Origin of the sequence: Rubellimicrobium roseum, from assembly GCF_006152145.1 — a bacterium.
GTDB classification, from domain to species: Bacteria; Pseudomonadota; Alphaproteobacteria; order Rhodobacterales; family Rhodobacteraceae; genus Rubellimicrobium; species Rubellimicrobium roseum.
Genome location: NZ_VDFV01000045.1, coordinates 1 through 19266 on the forward strand (window position 1 = coordinate 1; position 19266 = coordinate 19266).

At 68.0% G+C, this 19266-nt stretch carries 20 protein-coding genes; 13 read left to right on the top strand and 7 right to left on the bottom strand.

Going from position 1 to position 19266, the window contains the following annotated elements:
• Window positions 1–138, bottom strand: a 138-nt coding sequence (locus tag FHG71_RS24670) for a DUF6880 family protein (RefSeq protein WP_176559504.1), incomplete at its 3' end; no start/stop codon positions are given.
• Between the two features lie 713 nt (window positions 139–851).
• On the opposite strand from FHG71_RS24670, the gene FHG71_RS18775 reads away from it, so the two are divergent.
• Window positions 852–2012: a S1C family serine protease gene (locus FHG71_RS18775; protein ID WP_176559505.1), complete on the top strand. Its 1161-nt coding sequence runs from the start codon at window positions 852–854 to the stop codon at window positions 2010–2012.
• A 480-nt stretch (window positions 2013–2492) separates the two neighbouring features.
• On the opposite strand, the gene FHG71_RS18780 is transcribed toward FHG71_RS18775, so the two are convergent.
• Window positions 2493–3197: a lysozyme inhibitor LprI family protein gene (locus FHG71_RS18780; RefSeq protein WP_139083237.1), complete on the bottom strand. Its 705-nt coding sequence runs from the start codon at window positions 3195–3197 to the stop codon at window positions 2493–2495.
• Between the two features lie 300 nt (window positions 3198–3497).
• On the opposite strand from FHG71_RS18780, the gene FHG71_RS18785 reads away from it, so the two are divergent.
• Together FHG71_RS18785 and FHG71_RS24030 are read left to right on the top strand one after the other, a co-directional pair.
• Entirely contained in the window at window positions 3498–4925 is a 1428-nt protein-coding gene (locus FHG71_RS18785; RefSeq protein WP_139083238.1) for a hypothetical protein, read from the top strand.
• Between the two features lie 87 nt (window positions 4926–5012).
• Window positions 5013–5894 carry a hypothetical protein gene (locus FHG71_RS24030; RefSeq protein WP_139083239.1) on the top strand — a complete coding sequence of 294 codons (882 nt, stop codon included), beginning with the start codon at window positions 5013–5015 and terminating at the stop codon, window positions 5892–5894.
• A 290-nt stretch (window positions 5895–6184) separates the two neighbouring features.
• On the opposite strand, the gene FHG71_RS18795 is transcribed toward FHG71_RS24030, so the two are convergent.
• Window positions 6185–7075 carry a nitrilase family protein gene (locus FHG71_RS18795; protein ID WP_218014159.1) on the bottom strand — a complete coding sequence of 297 codons (891 nt, stop codon included), beginning with the start codon at window positions 7073–7075 and terminating at the stop codon, window positions 6185–6187.
• A gap of 258 nt (window positions 7076–7333) precedes the next feature.
• Here FHG71_RS18795 and FHG71_RS18800 point away from each other — a divergent pair, with 258 nt between their 5' ends.
• From FHG71_RS18800 to FHG71_RS18810, 3 genes are read left to right on the top strand one after another with little or no spacing between them, the layout of a single operon-like run.
• Window positions 7334–7675 (top strand): carboxymuconolactone decarboxylase family protein, encoded by a 342-nt coding sequence (locus FHG71_RS18800; protein ID WP_139083240.1) that lies wholly within the window; start codon window positions 7334–7336, stop codon window positions 7673–7675.
• 55 nt (window positions 7676–7730) lie between these two features.
• The gene (locus FHG71_RS18805; protein ID WP_139083241.1) at window positions 7731–8411 is read left to right on the top strand and encodes a regulatory protein RecX; all 681 of its coding nucleotides are present in this window, start codon (window positions 7731–7733) and stop codon (window positions 8409–8411) included.
• 47 nt (window positions 8412–8458) lie between these two features.
• On the top strand, window positions 8459–8935 hold the full coding sequence (locus FHG71_RS18810) for a VOC family protein (RefSeq protein ID WP_139083242.1): 477 nt from the start codon (window positions 8459–8461) through the stop codon (window positions 8933–8935).
• A gap of 43 nt (window positions 8936–8978) precedes the next feature.
• Here FHG71_RS18810 and FHG71_RS18815 read toward each other — a convergent pair whose 3' ends face one another.
• Together FHG71_RS18815 and FHG71_RS18820 are read right to left on the bottom strand one after the other, a co-directional pair.
• A complete protein-coding gene (locus tag FHG71_RS18815; protein ID WP_139083243.1) occupies window positions 8979–9239 on the bottom strand; it encodes a hypothetical protein in 261 nt (86 codons plus the stop codon).
• Window positions 9240–9565: 326 nt separating this feature from the next.
• Window positions 9566–10315 (bottom strand): hypothetical protein, encoded by a 750-nt coding sequence (locus FHG71_RS18820; protein WP_139083244.1) that lies wholly within the window; start codon window positions 10313–10315, stop codon window positions 9566–9568.
• 532 nt (window positions 10316–10847) lie between these two features.
• Between FHG71_RS18820 and FHG71_RS18825 the strand changes: the two genes are divergently transcribed.
• From FHG71_RS18825 to FHG71_RS18840, 4 genes are all read left to right on the top strand, one after another.
• Window positions 10848–11615 (top strand): DUF72 domain-containing protein, encoded by a 768-nt coding sequence (locus FHG71_RS18825; RefSeq protein ID WP_139083245.1) that lies wholly within the window; start codon window positions 10848–10850, stop codon window positions 11613–11615.
• Window positions 11616–11727: 112 nt separating this feature from the next.
• Window positions 11728–12531, top strand: a complete 804-nt coding sequence (locus tag FHG71_RS18830) for a Clp1/GlmU family protein (RefSeq protein ID WP_176559508.1) — start codon at window positions 11728–11730, stop codon at window positions 12529–12531.
• 230 nt (window positions 12532–12761) lie between these two features.
• Window positions 12762–13724 carry an aldo/keto reductase gene (locus tag FHG71_RS18835; RefSeq protein ID WP_139083247.1) on the top strand — a complete coding sequence of 321 codons (963 nt, stop codon included), beginning with the start codon at window positions 12762–12764 and terminating at the stop codon, window positions 13722–13724.
• 86 nt (window positions 13725–13810) lie between these two features.
• Window positions 13811–14269 (top strand): GFA family protein, encoded by a 459-nt coding sequence (locus tag FHG71_RS18840; protein ID WP_139083248.1) that lies wholly within the window; start codon window positions 13811–13813, stop codon window positions 14267–14269.
• A 107-nt stretch (window positions 14270–14376) separates the two neighbouring features.
• Here FHG71_RS18840 and FHG71_RS18845 read toward each other — a convergent pair whose 3' ends face one another.
• Window positions 14377–15186 carry a helix-turn-helix domain-containing protein gene (locus tag FHG71_RS18845; protein WP_139083249.1) on the bottom strand — a complete coding sequence of 270 codons (810 nt, stop codon included), beginning with the start codon at window positions 15184–15186 and terminating at the stop codon, window positions 14377–14379.
• A 126-nt stretch (window positions 15187–15312) separates the two neighbouring features.
• Between FHG71_RS18845 and FHG71_RS18850 the strand changes: the two genes are divergently transcribed.
• Window positions 15313–15720 (top strand): hypothetical protein, encoded by a 408-nt coding sequence (locus FHG71_RS18850; protein ID WP_139083250.1) that lies wholly within the window; start codon window positions 15313–15315, stop codon window positions 15718–15720.
• 127 nt (window positions 15721–15847) lie between these two features.
• A complete protein-coding gene (locus FHG71_RS18855; RefSeq protein WP_139083251.1) occupies window positions 15848–17032 on the top strand; it encodes a winged helix-turn-helix domain-containing protein in 1185 nt (394 codons plus the stop codon).
• 62 nt (window positions 17033–17094) lie between these two features.
• On the opposite strand, the gene FHG71_RS18860 is transcribed toward FHG71_RS18855, so the two are convergent.
• A complete protein-coding gene (locus FHG71_RS18860; RefSeq protein WP_139083252.1) occupies window positions 17095–17874 on the bottom strand; it encodes an MOSC domain-containing protein in 780 nt (259 codons plus the stop codon).
• A 253-nt stretch (window positions 17875–18127) separates the two neighbouring features.
• Between FHG71_RS18860 and FHG71_RS18865 the strand changes: the two genes are divergently transcribed.
• Window positions 18128–19243, top strand: coding sequence for a site-2 protease family protein (locus tag FHG71_RS18865; RefSeq protein WP_139083253.1), 1116 nt, complete (start codon window positions 18128–18130; stop codon window positions 19241–19243).
• Window positions 19244–19266 lie beyond the last annotated feature (23 nt).

Consider the following 19266-nt stretch of genomic DNA (forward strand, 5'->3'; position numbering starts at 1 on the left):
CGCCGTGCCGGCCAGCTCCAGCCGGAGGCGGCGCTTGGCGGCCGCATCCCCGGTGCTGAGCTCGATCAGCAGCTCCGCGAGGCGCGGGGCGCCTAAGGCCTCCAGGTTCTTGGCATTCAGCGTGGTCTTGGCGGCCATCGGCGTCTCTTTGTTCCATTCCCACGGGCAACCGGTCCCGACATGGTAGCTCGCGAGGCCAAAAGCGGGCTACCGGTCCACCGACGGGCCATCTCTTAGAGGGATCCGCTGCAACACAAAGAACCTCGATGCTGACCTACGGTTCTGGCGCGATGAGGTGAGGTTGAGCGGCTGGGCTGGCTTTGCTGAGCCAAGCCGATCTGCCAGTCGCGTGCGCTTTGGCCGCTCTCAATCAGGTAGCTTGCATCCACCCATCGTTGCTCGCTCAGCCCTTGCGGAGCCGTCGCCAGCCCATGCGCATGCTGCACCATGCTGACGGCGGCATCGGTCGGGGCTGTCAAAGGGAGTGCCTCTAGCGGAGCAGCGGCCTGGGATTCTTACTGGGATCCCTGCGCGCAGCCCCTTTCACCGCCTCAGGACAGGCCCCTGCATCGTCTGGTGCAAGACCTGCGTTGGAGAGCCGGTCTTCGATGTGGACAAGTCGATCACCGCACGTCGCTCGGCCCTTCCCCCTGATCCGAGGCAGGGTCAGGATTTCCGTCCTTGAGCGCCGGACCGCGATCTCCGATCACAAGGGCATTCCAATGTCCTTTGCGACTATCTGCATTTTCACGGAGGCGATCATGATGTTCTGCCACTTCGCCAGCCTGAGAGACCCAGTGCGGGGCCTGCCTTTGCTCCTTTCAGTGTCGGTCCTAACATCGGGGGCGGCCATGCCATCGCTGGCGCAGGGGTACATCGACTTCGGAACGAACTCGAGCCGCTGGGCCTTCAACGGCGAGTGCGACGACCCGCGCTTCGCGGGGCCAGGCGCAGCGGCTGTGCTGGTACCCGAGGATACCACGGCCGACGCCGCCGACTGCGAGGCGGCGTTCCGCATGGGAGCGGTCTGGCTACAGGGCAGCGGCGTGCCCAGTAAGATGCCCATGGCGCCGCAGCCGGTGGCGCCACAGTCGGGCCTCATCGACTTCGGCACGAATACAAGCCGGTGGGCGTTCGACGGTGAGTGCGACGATCCGAGGTTTGCCGGGCCGGGCGCAGCAGCTGTGCTGGTGCCCGAGGACACCATGGCCGACGCCGCCGATTGCGAGGCGGCGTTCCGCATGGGGTCGATCTGGCTGCAGGAGGCGGCTCCGGGTCTGATCGGCATGCCCATCACACCGAAAGGACCGCCACCTGGACCGGAGGCCATGCCGCAGAGCCCTGAAGCCGCGCCGCCCGCCCAAGCTGCGGCCGAGCCGCCCGCGACTCCGATGGACTGGCCCGTCTGGGCTCCCGTCACGACAGAGCGGCGCGACGCCCAAGACGCGACCGCGATGGAGCCGCAAGAGGTGTTCGCCGCAGTGGAGGGCTCGATCTATCTTCTACTGGCAGCGGCGACGCCTGAGGCGCTTGTGGCGGGCGAGGGCTCCCTTGGAACGGCCGTGGCCATCTCCAAGCACCTCGCATTGACCAACTGCCATGTCGTCGAAGATGCCCCTTTCATGACGCTGGTCGACGAGGCGAGTGACGAGGAGATCGCGATCGAGCTGATCTCGGCTGACCCGGAGACCGACCGCTGCATCCTGCGCACCGACAATTGGCTGCGGCCCATTAAGGCGATCCGGCCCGCCGGTTCCCTCACCGTGGGCGAGCGGGTCTACTCGATCGGCAACCCGTCGGGCCTGAGCAAGACCTTCGCCGAGGGCCTGATCTCGGGGGTGCGCGAGGATGGCGGCATAACTCTGGTCCAGACCTCGGCCCCGATCTCGCCGGGATCGAGCGGTGGCGCGCTCGTGGACGCATCGGGGGCGCTCGTCGGAATTACCACCTTCCTGCTGCGCGACACCCAGAACCTCAACTTCGCGATCTCGGCCAGTGCCTTTTGGGAGTGAGCGGGCCACCAAGGCGGCATCGACCCATGGTCCTAGAGCAGTCTCCTGGCTGCAATTTCCGGCCGGCCAGCGCTCCCTTGCTGATGCAGCGACAGAGGACCGAGGTGGCCGGAAGCGCCAGCCTGAACCGGCTTCCCGGGCTTCAGCACAGTCGTTAGGCCACCACGCAAGTTCGGGCAGACCGACCTTGCTGTCGACCGGCGCGGGATCGGGGTCCATCCGTAATCCATAGTGAAAGCGGAGAACTAGACCTGATCCGACGGATCTAATCGAGGAAGGAGCCGGATCGGGCTCTCCTTGCGTTGGTCAATAAGGGTATTCAGGATCGGGTCCTGAAGCGCCAAGTCCTTACGACTCGCGGCAGCTCAGGACGGGTTTTCTGCTGCTGCTCCGCGATGGGTACGCCGAGGCGGCCCTCCGGACTGAACGCCGGCAATGCCGGCGCAGCTTTCCAAAGGCATGCCTTGCGAGCGGAAGGACTCAGCCCGCCTCAAGGGTACAGGCTTCCTCGGAGGCGCCGAGCCACTGGAGCCAGGCATCGTCGGCATCCACCAGGAACACGCTGCCCAGGTCCGATGCGTAGCGAGTATGTTCCTCCTCGAGGTCCGCGACAGCCACATCCGTCTCGGCGCCACGCTCGATGCGAATCGAAGGATACTCCGTATTGAAGTAGCTTACGCGAACCTTGGCTGCGCTACCGCAGTCATACGTCGTGACCCAGGACGGGTCTTCGAGCGACCAAGCGGCCACGAGTTGGGCCTCCCTATGCAAATAGTTGGCCTCGACACACTCGTGGGGATAGCGCCCCTTCCAGCACTCATCGCGACCCTTGATCCAGCCGCGCTGTGTGGCGCGCAGTTCCGGCAGGGCCGCCGGCATCCGCACTGCGGCCGCCGCCAAGGCGGCCTCGAAGCGAGCCTGAAGGTTGCGGTCAAGCGTGGCCAGACCCTGATCCGAGCAGACCAGTTTCTCACCCCAACTAGAGGCTCTCGCACAGTCGAAGGACGGGCCGTCCTGAGCGACGGCGGGGAAGCCACCGGCCGCCAGAAGGACAAGACGGGCAAGGGTGAGCAGGGGAGGATGGGACATGACGCAACTCCAGCCGTTGATGGCGTCATGGCCGAAGTCCCGCAAGGCCACCACGCTGGGATCCCACCCTTGACGGGCTCTGATGTTCACTCTCATCCGAGTCCGGAGATCACTCCCAACGCATGGCCGGTCAGTCATACCAGATCGGGAGTCCTCCCCAACTTGAGGGTTCCACCCGGGATCGGACCTTTGCGCGGGACAGAGGCCTTTGAGCCCGACCCATCCTTGTCGCTCCAATAGGTCTGCCAGGCTGCCGATGAAGTTTTGGACCCGCCTGTGCACGCGAAAGGCGAGATCTGCGATCTGAATAGATCTCCTGAGAGGTCGAGGTGGGGACAACCTGCCTTGAAGTGTGGGTTGCACCTGCTAGCCAGTACCCATTTGCTGGAGAAATTGATGTTGAACTTTTCCTATCTCCGCCGCCATGACCTGTCGCTCGCTCTGACACTGGCCTTGCTAGGATCGGGCGCTCAGGCCCAAGTCACCGAGCGCACGGGCCTGTTCGCCGAATCCGAGCGGGCCACTGCCAGTGCCGATGTTGCGATCGACAACGTGGGCGCGCTGCACATGGGCTATGTTCACTGGGAACCCGAGGTCGAAGGCGCCGAAGCCGTCTATGCCACCTGTGCCGGAGGTGCGGCCGCCTGCGCCAGCTTCGAGGCGTGGTCCACGGTGGAACTCATCCCGGCTGCCAGCCGGGTGCAGGTAGCCGTGACGGTCGATGGGCGACCACGTCTGCTCATTGTGAGCACCTCGCAAACGCAGGGCGGCGGCTACGATTACTCCTATGCCGAGTGCAACGCGGGCTGCACGGACCGGGCCAACTGGACCGTGACCCCCATCGCGATGAGCTGGGACAACTCGATGTCGGCGATCATGGCCGACCGGACGCCCCAGCGGACCTTCCTCCTCGACGCCGAGGGTAGGCCGCAGTTTCTGTACTCTGACCGCAACTACTTCGTGGAGCCCGACCACTACGGCACGTTCTGGATGACCTGCAAAGTGGACTGCACCGACCGGGCCAACTGGACGGAGACGGACATCGCGCACCACTCCGAGTACGATACCGAGATATTCGATGCCCCCGCTCTGACGCTCACGCCCGACGGAAGGCCCCGCATCGTGAGCCGGATCTTTGCGATAGGCGAGAATGGCGAGGACGCGCCGGAGGGGCTCTACTATCTCACCTGTGATACAAGCTGCACGCACAGCACGAGCTGGCAGCGGGTCTGGCTGGCCCAGGCCGGCAGCGGCTCTTACCCCTCGCCGAGCTGGGACCTGGAGATCGATTTTCAGGGTCGGCCCCGCATCGCCTTCTTTGCCGGGGACGGGATGGAGCCGGCGGACCTGTCGCACACGCTCATTTATCTCTGGTGTGACGGAAGCGACTGCCTGTCCTCGGTCGAAGCTTGGACCGGCACCGTGGTGGTGGGTGAGGGCCACGGCGAGATGGTGGACTTGGAGCTGACGCCCGAGGGCCACCCGCGCATGGCGTTCCGCACCAACGGCGGCGAGCTCGCCTTTTCAACCTGTGACACGGCCTGTGAGACGCAGGACCAAGCGGTCTGGGCCTCGAACCTGATCGAAGGACAAGGCGATCTGGCGAACGAGCGCCCCACGGCGCTGCCCTTCACCTGCGACGGCGAGGTCTGGGAGGGCATAGGGCCGCAGCTCCTCCTTCCGGCTGATGACCGGCCGCTTGTGGCCTATGACGTCTCGGTCGAGGGCCGATGCCTTTATGAGGACTACCAGCAGCCCAATGAGGTCTTCTACGATTTCCACGGGCTCTGGCGCGGGGCCCGGATCGTGAGCTTCGCTCCCTGACGAGCCTCGCACGAGGTGCGGATTACCCCCGTTGAGACCGCGCACCGGACAGGACAGGGTCCGTCCTATTCATCTTTGGAGATTGCCATGACCTTTCGTCCTGCGAGCCTGCTCGCCCTTTCGACCACCGCGCTTCTGACCGGGATGCCGGCCTTGGCCCAGGCCCCCGACTTCGGCGCAGACACCAGCGTCTGGGCCAATGATGGGGAATGCGACGACCCGCGCTTCACCGGGCCAGGCACGTCGGGCATGGACATGGATGCCAACCTCATGGCGGATGCCACGGATTGCCGAACAGCCTTCGAGGCCGGCACGGCCCAGTTGGCTCAAGGCCAGGTAGCCTCGCCGGCAGCACCGGCAGCTCCAACCTCTCCTGCTCCTGCCGCTAACGGCGCGCAGATCGCGGCCCCGACCGCGCCAGCCGAACCAGTCGCCCCGCAGTCATCGGCGACCCCCGCAGCGCCTGCGCCCGACACCGCGCAAGCCACGCCCCCGGTCCAGCCGGCGGCGCCTGATGCCCAGGCTCCCGCTCCCGTGACCAAGGGAGCGCAGGCGACCGCTCCAACCGAGCCAGCACAGCCCACAGCCCCCGTGCAGGTCAACTTCGGCGACGACTCAGGGCAATGGGCCGGTGACGGCGAGTGCGACGACCGGCGCTTTGCCGGCCAGGGCATGGCCGTGTCGCTCAACTGGCTCAGCGTCGGCCGCGATGCCACAGACTGTCGTGCGCTCTATGATGCCGGGTCGATCCGGCTCTGGGCTCCCAAGGAGTCACAAGCCGCCACGCAATGCGCCGCCATCGACTTCGGTGACAACATGAGCCAGTTCGCCAACGATGCGGAATGCGACGACCCCCGGTTTGAAGGGCTCGGCGTTGCCGGGATCTTGAACCCCTCCGAGACCGGTCACGACGCTGCGGATTGTTCACAGCTTTGCGCCTTCGGAGCAGCTTCCCTGCGAGACTACTGAGGAAGGCAGGCGGTCCTTTCCCAACGGTTGTAGTGAGCTGTCAGGGGAACCCGGCTGGAGCGGGGCAGGGTGGCTGCCTCGCCTCGCCGGTAGGATTAGGCGCAGGCCATTTCGGTGTATCTGCACCAGCCTCTACGGCCGATGGCGTCTGGCCTGGCGCACTCCGCGCCCAAGCGGCGAGGTTCTACGCGGGCGGGAGTGGCCTCAGCGTTCGGGCGGCCGGCCGGCCGACGTGGGCGCTTCCGAGAACCGCGACTCTTGGGGCGACATCTCGTGGCCCAGAGGCACGGTCAGCGAGGCATAGAGCTCGGCCGGCGTCCCCGGATCCAGCGCCGTCCCGTGCACAGGGGCAGCAGGTCGAGGTCGGCGACCACGAGGTCGTCCTCGATCGCCTGAGTCTCGGCTAGGATGCGGCCGTAGGGGTCGAGGATCATGGCGTTGCCGGTCCGCACCTCGTCGTCGTCCAAGCCCACGCCGTTGGCGAAGAGCAGGAACAGCCCGTTGTCGTGAGCGCGCGACGGTAGCCACCGCATGAGCCATCCGCGCCCTCTGTCGCCCTGGAACTCCCGGCGCAGCGCCTCGGGGTCCTCGTGGCGGGCGTGCCAGAGCGCGGGATCGATCGGCTTCATGCCATGCGGGCTGCGCGAGGCGGTGCCGCCGGTCTGGTGGGGGGCGAGCAGGACGTCGCAGCCCAGGAGCGCGGTGGCGCGCACGTTCTCGACGATGTTGGTGTCGTAGCAGATCAGCACGCCGAGCCGCACCCCCAAGGGCGTGTCGAATACGGTGAAGCTGCCGCCGCTGGAGATGTGCGGACTCTCGAAGGCGTGGAGCTTGCGATGGCGGTGCCATCGCCCGTCCGGCAGGGCTAAGACGTAGCTGTTGTAGAGCCGGCCCTCCGCCTGCTCCACCAGTCCGACGCCGAGGATCATGTCGAGCTCGCGCGAGAGCCGCAGGAGCCGTTGGGTCGCCGGGCCCTCGGGGACGGGCTCGGACAGGGCCTCCCAGCCGGCGCGGTCGAGGTGCCGCGCATGCCAGTAGCCCGTCAGGCACATCTCCGGGAAGGCGAGCACCTTCACGCCCTGCGCGTGGGCCTGACGGGCGAACCGCTCCACCACGGCGAAGTTGGCGTCCCGCGCCCCCGCCGCGTGCTGGAACTGGACGACGCCGCATCTGAGGAACATGGTTCCCCCTTTCCCGCCGCTGGCGCACAGGACCCCGGGCGCGGCACCCGGCGCGGGGTCGTGGTTCGACGTCGCCACGCTAGACCAGCGGCCGGGATGACGCCACCGGCGTCCGCCCTGCCGTGCTGGGCCGGCCCTGCAGAGAGGCCTTCCCGGCAGCTCGCCCCCTGCGGGCAGCCGGCAGGAACCGGACCGGGCCCGGCGCGGTTGCCGGGGCAGGTCCGGGCCGCCATCCTGGCGGAGAGCGAAGGAGGGTCCATGGCGAACGCCCCCGAACAGCTTCCTTCCGGCGCCAGCGAGATCGCGCGCGCCTATCCGGAGGTGTGGGCTGCCTTTGCCGCGCTGGGCAAGGCCTGCGCCGAGGCCGGTCCCCTGGACCGCCGCACGGTCCGGCTCGTGAAGCTGGCGCTCGCGGTGGGCGCCCTGTCCGAAGGGGCGGTTCATTCCCACGCCCGTCGCGCGCTGGCTGATGGGCTCTCGCCGGACGAGCTGAGGCACGTGGCGCTTCTGGCCATCCCCACCCTGGGCCTGCCGCAGGCCGCCAAGGGCCTCACCTGGATCGAGGACATCGCCGGCAAGGGGTCCCCGGCAGAGGGCTGACCAGGGCGGGGCCGCACCCCTCCCAAGGGTCACGGCTCGCCCTAGGTCGTCTCGCATGACCCGCGCTCCACGCATGCCGACCAAGGACGGGGCCTCCGGGCAGGCCGAGGGGGCGCAGCCTGCACGAGACCTCGCCGCCGGAACCCGTCCGCTCACCGCCGCGCGCATCCGCAACATCGCCGAGCACTACGTCGGCCAGCGGGAAAGTAGCGCCCGGATGCTGCGGAACGTGCTCGAGCGTCGGCTCCAGCGGAGGCTGCGCTCGCTCGCCCCCGAGGTCGCGGCCGAGGAGCGCGAAGCGGTGCTGCCCCTCATCGATGCGGAGATAGCGAGATTGGAGGCGGCCGGGGTCCTTCAGGACGCCCGCTACGCCGAGATGAAGGCGCGATCGGCTCTGTCCTCGGGGCGAGGGGGGCGCCGCATTCTCCAGGATCTCGCGCGCAAGGGCATCGCGAGCGAGACGGCGCGCGAGGCGCTTCTCGAGGCCGCCCGCGAGGTCGCCGGCACCGCCGAGCCGGACCTCGACCAGTTCGACCTGCTCCGGACCGCCGAGGCCGAGGCGGCGGACGTCTTCGCCCGCAAGCGTCGCTTGGGCCCATACCGGACGGAGCCGCTGCCGGAAGACCGGTCCGAGCGGTCGAGGATCTGGCGGCGGGAGGCGGCGGCCATGACGCGTGCGGGCTTCGGGCTGGACACGATCCGCTGGGTGCTGGATCGTCAGCCGGAGGAGAACTGATCTGGGAGGGCCTTGGGGCCGTCCGTCTGGGCAGGAAGGACACAGACATGAACGGCATCTCAACCATCGCGCATGTCGCGCTCAAGGTGCGAGACCTGGACAGGTCTCTCGACTTCTACGTGAACAAGCTGGGCTTCGCGGAGATGATGCGGCTTGACAAGCCCGATGGCCGCCCGGGGGTCTGGCTCGTCTACCTGCGCATCACCGACACGCAGTACTTGGAGCTGTTCCCCGACGGAGAGGGCGAGCGCGCGCCCGGCTGGAACGACACGGCCATCAACCACATCTGCCTGGGCGTGGACGAGATCGATGCCACGCTGGCGCATTTGGAGAAGGTCGGAATTCCGCTGCTCCTTCCCAAGAAGCAGGCGGTGGACGGCAACTGGCAGGCCTGGATCGAGGACCCGGACGGCAACCGGATTGAACTCATGCAAATGATGCCGGGCAGCCTGCAGGAGCAAGCAATTGATCGGCTGAAACGAGAGGCACAGGCACAAGCCAAAAAGGGTGTCGGCGACAGGTGAGCGCGTACCATCGCACGCACCCGGAGTCGGTCATCCGAGCCAGCTACGGGTCGAACACCACACCTTCCGGCTCCTCCTCCGGTCCGTCCTCGATCAGGCTTCCGATCAGGTGCAGCAGTTCCTGCTTCTCGGGTCCATGGCCGGGCTGGGTCAGGAAGTCACCAACCCCGCTATCGTGAACGTTGCCGCCTGAGGGCAGGTTGGGTCTGTGCCGGACAAAGACGCAATCCGTGTCCGTGTCTCGGGCCAGGCTCCAACTGTCGCCGTTCGAACTGGCGTAAAGCGGCCGCTCTTGGATCGCCATCGGTCAGGTCCTCACCCGTGCCCGCCTCTGGATGTAAACTCACCGCGGCCGTTGTCAGGGCAAGGTGAACCTGAGGAATGCCGGTGGCCCATTCATCTGCTGCTGGCCTTGTGCCGGGCAGGATGAAAGGACCTGGCGCAAGAGGGTCCCTGACCCAAGCGTTCGACGCGAACTGGCCTTGTCGCATGGGCATCAAAGCGCATCCGAGTTTTCGACCACGGACAGGTCGTATGCCCGGCTTCCATCGCCTGCGAGGCTACGCCTTCGACATCGCCCCCTTAGTGCTCTGTCGATAGGCCACTGGGGCCGGCGAAGTTGTCGCAAAGCTATCCTGCGGATTTCGCAACTGTTCCTTCTCTTGGGTCGGGCCGTCGCCACGTCTCGTAGGCGGCTTCGATTTGGGCCCAGTTGCGCGGGTGCTGCGCCCTGAAGTCGGGCAGGCGCGGGCCACGGGCCCAGCCCGGTTCCTGCCGGATGAGCCACCCTATTCGCGGCGCGATCCAACGGCGCATGTCGATCTTGTGGTGCTTGAAGTCGTCCCGCAGGACGACGCCGCGCCGCTCCAGGGTCACAGCGATACGGATGGCTTTGATCTTCCAGGCCGTCAGCCGAAGCGGGGCCGGGACGCCCGCCTCCACGTCCGGCACATGATCCGGAAGCTCGAGTCGTCGGGCGGGACCCATCTCGAACCAGACCGTCCCGGCTCCGTCCTGCTTCGGACGGGGCAGGTCAGGGGTGAACGCCGCGCGCTGGCCTGGCGTGAGGGCCATCACGGTGAGGCCGAGCATGCGGCAGATCTCGGCCATGTCATCCCCCACGGCTCCCTGCGGCACCAGGATGGCGCGGCAGTCGGGGCCCGGAGCGGTCAGGTCGCCGGGGCCGCCCGTCTCGCAGGCTTGGCGGATCACCTTGGCATTGAGCCTGAGTTTGGCTTGGACGCCGATCTGGAAGCCGTCGAGCCTGCGCACGAGAAGGATGTCGAATCCGCCCGTCTCCGCATAAGGGACCCACTCCTCCGGCAGGGAGGCCATGAACGTAGAGCAGAGTTGGACCTCGCGCGTGAATGTCTCGCTCAACTCGGACTCCTTGGGTCTTTGGCTTGCCCTCCCCCCCGGACGAACCCGGGGACGACTGCGCCCCGCAGCTCATCGAACGAGGGCGGCAGTGGCAAGGTCCATGGAGCCTGGTCTGATCACAAGCCCCTTTGCCGCGCTTCCGCCGGACCTTCATGGCTCCCGAAGCCAAGCGCGGCGCAGTGGATGTGTCGGCAACCACCGAGATCGGGTCGTACCCTGCATACCAGGACCGCGCTGGTGCGACTCGGCCACGGTCAGGACGCCTATATCGTCGTCACAATTGCACAGCGCAGTCTGCTGAAGGGTGCCGTCGCGCGAAAGCCGGATACCTCCGGTCATGATGTCATGAACGAGCGAGCAGGCCTTTCTACTTGGGTAAGGCGGGAACGGGCTGCTCCCTCTCGGTAAAAGTCCTTCCATTCCCACGTCCGCGGTTCCTTCGCGCTCATGGGTGCGCCTTCCCGGCCGTCGCCTGTTGCCGTCCCGGGCCACACGCACCAGTTCCTTCGGAGCACCCTGCAAGGCTGACCTGATGAACACGCCTTCCATGATCCGCGTCGGCACGGCCGGATGGAGCATCCCGAAGGAGGTCGCGGCCGCGTTTCCAACCGAGGGCAGCCATCTGGAGCGCTATGCCCAGGTGTTCCCGGGCGTGGAGATCAACTCGTCATTCTACCGCCCGCATCGGGTCGCAACCTACGAGCGCTGGGCCGCCTCGGTGCCGGACGGGTTCCGCTTCGCCGTCAAGGTGCCCAAGGCCCTTACGCACGACAGCCGGCTGAGCGGGACGGAGGACCTTCTGAACCGGTTTCTGGTGGAGGTCGGTGGGCTGGGGCGCAAGCTGGGCCCCTTGCTGGTACAGCTTCCTCCGAGTCTGTCTTTCGCGGCGGGAACGGCTGACCGGTTCCTGCGGGATCTGCGAGCGCGCGTCGAAGGCCCGATCGCCTGCGAGCCTCGTCACCGCTCCTGGTTCACCCCGGACGTCGATGCGCTGCTCGAGGAGCTTCGGATCGGTCGCGTGGCCGCCGATCCGGCTCCGGTGCCCGGAGCTTCCTCGCCGGGCGGCTGGCGGGGGTTGACCTACTATCGCCTGCACGGGTCGCCCCGGATCTACCACTCCGCCTACGGCAGCGAAGCGATCCGGGACGTCGTGGATCAGCTCCATCGTCGCGCGAGAGAAGGCAGCGACGGCTGGTGCATCTTCGACAACACGGCCGTCTTTGCTGCGACCCCCAACGCTCTTGCAGCTCAAGAGGCCGTAGTGGTCCTGACCACCAAGAGCCACGTCAGGAGCGCGTAGTGCCTCGCAGTGAGCACAGTTACGGGGCCGGAGGCTGTCGCCAGACGCCTCGCCCCGTCCAGGCGTTATTGTCCATGGATTGCGGGATGGCGAGACGAACGAGACGTCCTCCGTGAGCGAATGGGATGAGGCAATAGCCCGGATCGTCGACGGGCGCGTCCGTCGCGTCCTCGTGTTGGGCGCTGTCGATGTTGGCAAGAGCACCTTCTGCCAGCTGCTCCTGCACCGCGCGTCCGAGCGCGGACGAACCGCCGCAGTGATCGACACGGACGTCGGGCAGAAGATGATTGGGCCGCCGGCCACGGTGACTGGCGCAACTTCCGAAGCTCCTGAAGCTCTCACCGGCCTGGCCTTTGTCGGAACCATGGACCCCGCTCAAGGTGTCACCCGCGTCGTTTCGGGCCTGGACCGGTTGTGCCGGAGCGCGAGGACGGACCTCCTCATCGTCAACACGAGCGGACTACTCCGCGGCGTCGGTCGCAGGCTCAAGGCGGCCAAGATTGCCGTGCTGCGGCCAGACCTTCTGCTGACCATCGGCGACGACCCTCACCTCGATCTCATCGCGGCGGAGCACGCCGGCGTTGCTCGCCTGCGGCTGGCTTCTTCTCCGGAGGCCCAGCGCAAAACTCCCGGCCAGCGCCGGGCGGCGCGACGGGAGGCGTTCCGCCGATATCTGGAGGCTGGCCGATCCTGCATCATTCCGCTCGCTTCGTCGGGTCTCTTGGCTCTGTCCGACAGGCAACTTGTTGGGCTTGTCGATCATAAGGGCCGCGACGTGGCTCTCGGTCTGGTGGAAGCCCTCGACCGCGCGCGGGGCGAGGTGCAGGTGCTGAGCCCCGCGAGGACGGAAGCGGTCGGCGGCCTGATCCTGGGCTGGCTGCGCTTGGACGAGTACTGGAATGCTCGACCACTATGATTGGGATGTGGAGCTTTGGCCCAGTCGGTTCGCTTGGTTGGTAAGTCCAGTGACGTTCCGCCTTTGACCTCTGCGCCTGGTCGCGCCGCTTCGGCGCGGATGCCGCCCCTGCTGCAATCGGGACCGGAGGATCCGCACATCGAACGAGCAAACCGGGTGGACGACGGCCTGTGCCTCTGGTGAAACCGTTCCGGCCGAAGTCGGCGATCCGGAGGAGAGGACACACAATGATGCAACACCGCCCCCTCGGCCAAACCGGGCTGCAGGTGACCGGGATCTGCTTCGGCACCTCGGGCTTGGGCAGCATGCCCGAAACCTACGGCTACGCTGTGGACGAGGAGCGCGCCCGCGCGACGATCCGGGCCATCTTCGACGGGCCGGCGAACTTCCTCGATACCTCCAACAACTACGGCCTGGGGCGGAGCGAGGAGCGCATCGGCGCCGTGATCCGCGAGCGCGGTGGCCTGCTCGAGGGGTTCGTGCTGTCCACCAAGCTCGACCGCGACAGCGAGAGCGGACGTTTCGACGCGGCCCGGGCGCGACGGTCGCTGGAGGAAAGCCTCGGGCGGCTCGGTCTCGACCGCGTCCAGGTCCTGCACCTGCATGACCCCGAGCACGCCCGTGACCTGGGCGAGATCACGGGAAAGGGCGGGGCGCTCGAGGAGCTGTTCCGGATTAAGGAGGAAGGGCTGGCCCAGGCCGTGGGCCTGGCCATGGGCCGGATCGACATGATGCAGCCGCTCCTGCGCGATTGGCCCTTCGATGTGCTCATCAGCCACAACCGCTACACGCTCCTGAACCGCTCGGCCGACGCGATGTTCGACGAGGCGCACGCGAAGGGGATCGCGATCCTGAACGCCGCGCCCTACGCAAGCGGGGTGCTCGCCAAGGGCGCCGACGTGATGCCCCTGATCGCCTACACCCGAGCGAACGAGGTCCAGCTCGAGCCCGTGCGCCGGATAGAAGCCGCCTGCGCTCGTCACGGCGTGTCCGTGGGCGTGGCGGCGCTGCAGTTCTCGTTGCGCGCCCCGCGAATCACTTCCACCATCGTGGGCGTGACCAGGCCCGAGCGCGTGACCGAGACCCTGGATTGGGCGGCGACCGACATCCCCGACGCTCTGTGGCGGGAGCTGGAGGACCTGCCGGTCTCGACCGAGGACCCAGAGGCCAACCGGGACTACAAGCTCGGATAGGGTCTTGAGGGCGGCGGTCAGACCCCGCCCTTGCCGACCGGGCCTCTACGGAGGAAGCTGCCGAAACGCTCACGACGGAGGACGACATGCCTTGGCCCACCTTGCCCGCCGAGGGCGGCTGCCGCTGCGGCGCAGTCCGGTTCCGGGTGCAGGCGGCCCCGCTCCTGACGATGGCCTGCCACTGCCGGGGCTGCCAACGCATGACGGGCAGCGCCTTCTCGCTCTCGGTTGCCGTGCCGGAGGAGGGGTTCGAGATCCTGCAAGGTGACACGGTGCCGGGCGGGGCGGACAAGGCCTTTGGCCACCGCTTCTGCCCCGACTGCCTGAGCTGGGTTTGGACCAAGCACCCCATGATGCAGGGCTTCCTCAACGTGAGGTCCACCATGCTCGACGAGCCAAGCTGGACGCGGCCCTTCGTCGAGACCTGCGCGGCCGAGGGGTTTGCCTTCGTCACGTCCGGGGCTGTCCGCAGCTATCCCGGGTTCCCGTCCCAAGAGGAGTATCCCGCGCTTCTCGCCGAGTATCGGGAGTGGGCAGGGGACTGAGGCAGGCGGGGGCCGGCGTCGGCTCGTCGAGGTGGTGCGCAGGTCGGGCCGAGGGGTCACGGCCGCAGTCGAACCGATCCGGCATGGCTCGGCGGCATCTCGGCTTCTCATGCCGGGTCGGCCAGCTGGGCCAAGGCTTGCGCGGTCTCGGCATTGGCCGGGAAGAACGACTCGATGGCCAGCTCGGACAGACCGATGTCGAGTGCTGTGCCGAACACGGTGGTGGTCGAGATGAGGCGGAGCGGCCGGCGGTCCGGGCCGGTCGCAAGCTCCAGCGGCACGGCGAGGCCGCCGTAAAGGTCGGCCGCTGGCGTCGGCGGTCGGGCGTGCGGTGGCACGGGGTATCCGTTCAGTTCGTCCAAGAGCGTCACCAGCACCGGGTCGGGCACGGCCTCGACCTGTCGTGAAAGGCGAGCGAGAAGATGATCGCGCCAGTCGCGGAAGTTGCAGATGTGGGGCGCGAGCCCCTCGGGATGGAGGCTGAGGCGCAGCACGTTGGCGGCCGGGCCAAGAAGGAAGGGCGCCACCCCGACGAGCAGGGGCGCCACGGCGTCGTTGGCGGCGACCAGCGTCCAGTGCCGGTCGACGGCGAGCGCCGGGTGGGGCGCATGGCCCTGCAGAATGGCGTCGGCTGCGCGCCGGGCGGCGGCGAAATCGGGATGACCGAGCCCTCGGTCGCTCAGGAGCGGCGCGAAGCCCGCCGCCAAGAGCATGGCGTTGCGCTCGCGCGGTGGCACGGCCAGGTGCTCGGCCAGATGCAGGACCATCTCGCGGCTGGGCGAGGCGCGGCCGGTCTCGGCGAAGCTCAGATGCCGCTGGGAGATGCCGGCGTCCAAGGCCAGGTCGAGCTGGCTCAAGCGTCGGCGGTGGCACCAGGACTGGAGCAGCGCTCCAAAGGTGGGCGGGTGATCGGTCATGCCGGCACCCTGCGCCGGGCTGGGCAGCATGGCCATGACTTTCGTGGTAATCGCTTCGCCTCCGGCCCCGGTCCACCTTCGGGTCACGACGGCCCAAGTGGAGCCGCTGGACAACGGAGACCCGACATGACCGGCTTTTCCGCACGACCCGATCTCCGCCTCATCCTCCGCGTGGACGGGGCAGCCTGCCTCGTCATGGGCGCGGGGCTTGCGACCCTTGCCTCGCCGCTTGGAGCGCTGACCGACATGCCACCAGCCTTTCTCCGCGCTACGGGCCTGCTGCTGGTGCCGATCGCCACCATCATCCTGGCCATCGCCTCGCGCTCCAGGATCCCGGCCCGGGGCGTCGCCCTGATCGTGGCCGGCAACACGGCCTGGGTCGTGGCCAGCCTCGCCCTGCCGCTCTTGGGCCTGATCCAGCCCAACGCCCTGGGCTGGATGCTCCTGCTCGGGCAGGCCGCCGCCGTGGCGGGCCTGGCCGGGCTGGAGCAGGCGCACCGGCCCGGACGTCGGACGCGCATGTCGGAAGCATGATCCCTTGGGTCAGGCCAGACCCTCAGACGCCGGCTGGACGGCCCCACTAGACAGGACCGTCCAGCTTCCCCAAGCAGAAGTTCTCCGCCTTAGGTTGGCGCACCCTTTCCGACCGCGAGCCGCTGCGATGACCCAGCCGATCCTGCCCAACGAGGCCGCTCGACGGCTCTTTCTGGCGCGGCACGGCCTTCTGGACCGCCCTCGGCGACAGAAGCTGGCGAGCCTCGTGGACGCGCTCGGCTTCGTGCAGGTCGACTCGGTCCTGACGCTCGCGCGGGCGCACGACATGATCCTGTGGTCGCGCGATCCGGGCTACCGGCCGCCGCACCTGCAGACGCTCGTGCAGGGGCGTGGAGCCTTCGAACACTGGACCCACGACGCGGCCGTGATCCCCATGGCGTTCTGGCCCCATTGGCGGCACCGCTTCGACCGCGACCGCGCGCGGTTCGACTCGCGGTGGGCGAACCGGCAGGGGCCGGACTTCCGCGCCCAACTCGACCGGACGCTGCGGCACATCGCGGAGAACGGCCCCACCCGCAGCGGCGAGCTGGCCGAGGGTCCTCGCCAGGAGCCCGGCTGGTGGAACTGGCACCCCTCCAAGGTGGCGCTCGAGTATCTCTGGCGCGTTGGCGAGCTGTCGATCGCGCGGCGGGAAGGCTTCCAGAAGCTCTACGACCTCACCGAGCGGGTCGTGCCCGAGGCGGTCCGCACGGCCAAGCCCGCCCTGGACGTCACCGTGGACTGGGCGGCCAGCGCCGCCCTCGACCGGCTGGGCTTCGCCACGCCCGGCGAGATCGCAGCCTTCTGGGACCTGTTGACGCCGGCGGAGGCGCATGCCTGGGCCAAGGCGGCGCTGGCCCGCGGCGAGGTCGAGGAGATCCGGGTCGAGGGCGCGGACGGCACCCTGCGGCGCAGCCTCGCCCGTCCGGGGGTCGTGGAGGATGCCGAGCGCCTGCCCGAGCCCAGTGACAGGCTCAGGCTCCTGTCGCCCTTCGACCCCGCCCTGCGCGACCGCGCCCGGGCCGAGCGACTGTTCGGTTTCCGGTACCGGATCGAGATCTTCGTGCCGGCGGCGCAGCGGACCTATGGCTATTACGTGTTCCCGATCCTGGAAGGCACCCGGCTCGTGGCCCGGGCCGACGTGGCGGCGCAGGCCGGGGTCGTGACGCTGCGCGCCCTCTGGCCCGAAACCCGGCAGCGCTGGGGCCGGGGGCGGACGGACCGGCTGATGGCGGAGCTGGAGCGGGTGGCGCAGCTCGCAGGGGCGACACGGATCGACCTAGCTGAGGGGTGGCTCCGGCAAGGGGCCTGAGCGCGGGCGGGCCCGACCTGTCTCGAACTGGAAATCGACGGCCACCGCAGCCTTGCGGCGCCTTACGCCCTCTTGGTCACGAGGTCGCCCGGGCGCAAGGTCCCCCCGGACAGCACCTCGGCATAGACCCCCATGTCGGCATGGCCGAACTGCTGGTGAATAAGGCGAGGCACGGGGATGTCGCGCTGGCCCGTGGCGGGATCGACCTCGGTCGCGGCACAGCGGCGCGTCCGCATGATGATGCGCATCGCGATCCCGCCCAGGTCGACGGTCTGGTCCACGAGGTCGAGCTCCGCGAAGGGCGGCCAGCCGTCGAAGTAGATGTTCGCGCGGAAGCGGAGCGGATCGACCTCCTGCCCGATACGTGCGCCCAAGTCCCGGACCGAGGCAAGGTTGATGAGCGAGACTGTGTTCATCATCTGTGGCGAGACGACCGACACGTCCGTGAACCGATGCGGCGCGGCATGGACGAAGCGGGGCGTCTCGTCCGCGGGCTTGTGGAGCCAAGCCGCCAGGAACGCCTGCGCCGCCTCGATGCCGTCGGCCGTGGCGAGATCGGCTCCCATCGCGGTCCGGCCTTGGATTCGGATCGACAGCCGGCGGCTCGGTCCGTCGAACTGCGTCCGCAACTCCGCAAGGCGCTCGTCCCGCATGAGCATGAGAAAGCGGCTCTTGGGCAGGACCTGTGGATGCGCCGGATCGAACCCGCTGTCGTGCCGGGCGAATCCGAAGAGCCGGTCGAAGGGGAAGCCCTCACCAGCCAGTAGCTCGACGCGGTCGAGCGGCTGCGGCGACAGGCCCTTGATGGGATAGTGATAGAGGTTGTGGATCGTGCCTTGCATGGGGAGCCTTCCAGTCGGATCGGGCGGCGACCGGGTCGGCCGGCGTGGCGGTGGTCGGGTCACGCCACGGCGATTACAGTCCGGCCGTTAGGACGTCAAAGACCCCGGCCCAGGCGGGATGGCAATCCCGACCGGACCCCGGCGAGACCGACGGCGGATCACGTGATCGCTGACGTATGTGCATCGTCCCGATCCCGGCCCGACCTACGTGCAGCGAGCCCTTCGGGACCGGACGTGGAAGGAGAGCCTTGGCATGACGTGGTCGTTTCCCATTGCGCGGTTTCTCGGTAGCGAGGTCCGCATCCATGTGACCTTTCTCCTCCTGCTGGTCTGGATCGGGGTGGCCCGCTACCTCGAGGGCGGTGCGGCGGCAGCGGTCGAGGGGCTCGTCCTCATCCTCGCCATCTTCGCCTGCGTGCTCGCCCACGAGTTTGGCCATGCCCTTGCCGCCCGGCGCTATGGCATCCGGACCCCTGACATTACGCTCCTGCCCATTGGCGGCGTGGCCCGGCTCGAACGCATGCCCGAGAACCCGCGCGAGGAGATCGTGGTGGCGCTGGCGGGACCGGCCGTGAATGTCGTGATCGCGGCCCTCCTAATCCTGCTCCTGGGCGCCCGTCTCGACTTGGAGTCGCTTCAGGCGCTGGACAACCCGGCTGCGAGCCTTCTCGCGCAACTGGCCTCGCTCAACCTGTTCCTCGTACTGTTCAACCTCATCCCGGCCTTCCCGATGGACGGAGGCCGGGTTCTTCGCGCGCTTCTCGCGCTGCGGCGCGGCCCGGTCGAGGCCACGAACATCGCGGCCCGGATCGGTCAGGGGCTGGCCTTCGTCTTCGGGTTCCTGGGACTGATGGGCAACCCCATGCTGCTGTTCATCGCCATCTTCGTGTACGCCGCCGCAAGCGCCGAAGCCCAGGCTACGGGCCTGGCCGACGTGACGCGTCGGCTGGGCGTGCGCGATGCAATGATCACGCAGTTTGAGACGCTCCACCCGCAGGCCACGGTCGAAGACGCGGTCGAGTGCCTTCTGCGCACCACCCAGCACGAGTTCCCGGTCGTGGACGGCGGCGGCGCCTTGCACGGCGTGCTCACGCGCAATGCTATCATCAAGGCGCTGCGCGAGACAGGCGCAGCCACGCCAGTGCTCGATGTCATGGAGCGCGATGTGCCCGTGGTGACGCTTCATGGCCGCCTCGATGCAGCGGTGCTGCACCTGCAGGACGGCGGCCGGCCGGTGGTCGCCGTAGCCGACGCAACCGGCCGCCTCGTCGGCTACATCACCTCGGAGAACCTGGGCGAGCTGATGATGATCCGGCAGGCGCAATGCGGCCCGCAATCCGGTCGGGGCGGTCCCCTGCTGCCTCAGTGAGGACGGCCGCCCTCGCGACGGGC

Bases quoted from the DNA above. Each gene is read 5' to 3' on its own strand.
- FHG71_RS18775 (WP_176559505.1), top strand. From the start codon at position 852: ATGCCATCGCTGGCGCAGGGGTACATCGACTTCGGAACGAACTCGAGC.
- FHG71_RS18780 (WP_139083237.1), bottom strand. From the start codon at position 3,197: ATGAGAGTGAACATCAGAGCCCGTCAAGGGTGGGATCCCAGCGTGGTG.
- FHG71_RS18785 (WP_139083238.1), top strand. From the start codon at position 3,498: ATGTTGAACTTTTCCTATCTCCGCCGCCATGACCTGTCGCTCGCTCTG.
- FHG71_RS24030 (WP_139083239.1), top strand. From the start codon at position 5,013: ATGACCTTTCGTCCTGCGAGCCTGCTCGCCCTTTCGACCACCGCGCTT.
- FHG71_RS18795 (WP_218014159.1), bottom strand. From the start codon at position 7,075: ATGTTCCTCAGATGCGGCGTCGTCCAGTTCCAGCACGCGGCGGGGGCG.
- FHG71_RS18800 (WP_139083240.1), top strand. From the start codon at position 7,334: ATGGCGAACGCCCCCGAACAGCTTCCTTCCGGCGCCAGCGAGATCGCG.
- FHG71_RS18805 (WP_139083241.1), top strand. From the start codon at position 7,731: ATGACCCGCGCTCCACGCATGCCGACCAAGGACGGGGCCTCCGGGCAG.
- FHG71_RS18810 (WP_139083242.1), top strand. From the start codon at position 8,459: ATGAACGGCATCTCAACCATCGCGCATGTCGCGCTCAAGGTGCGAGAC.
- FHG71_RS18815 (WP_139083243.1), bottom strand. From the start codon at position 9,239: ATGGCGATCCAAGAGCGGCCGCTTTACGCCAGTTCGAACGGCGACAGT.
- FHG71_RS18825 (WP_139083245.1), top strand. From the start codon at position 10,848: ATGAACACGCCTTCCATGATCCGCGTCGGCACGGCCGGATGGAGCATC.
- FHG71_RS18835 (WP_139083247.1), top strand. From the start codon at position 12,762: ATGCAACACCGCCCCCTCGGCCAAACCGGGCTGCAGGTGACCGGGATC.
- FHG71_RS18840 (WP_139083248.1), top strand. From the start codon at position 13,811: ATGCCTTGGCCCACCTTGCCCGCCGAGGGCGGCTGCCGCTGCGGCGCA.
- FHG71_RS18845 (WP_139083249.1), bottom strand. From the start codon at position 15,186: ATGACCGATCACCCGCCCACCTTTGGAGCGCTGCTCCAGTCCTGGTGC.
- FHG71_RS18850 (WP_139083250.1), top strand. From the start codon at position 15,313: ATGACCGGCTTTTCCGCACGACCCGATCTCCGCCTCATCCTCCGCGTG.
- FHG71_RS18855 (WP_139083251.1), top strand. From the start codon at position 15,848: ATGACCCAGCCGATCCTGCCCAACGAGGCCGCTCGACGGCTCTTTCTG.
- FHG71_RS18860 (WP_139083252.1), bottom strand. From the start codon at position 17,874: ATGCAAGGCACGATCCACAACCTCTATCACTATCCCATCAAGGGCCTG.
- FHG71_RS18865 (WP_139083253.1), top strand. From the start codon at position 18,128: ATGACGTGGTCGTTTCCCATTGCGCGGTTTCTCGGTAGCGAGGTCCGC.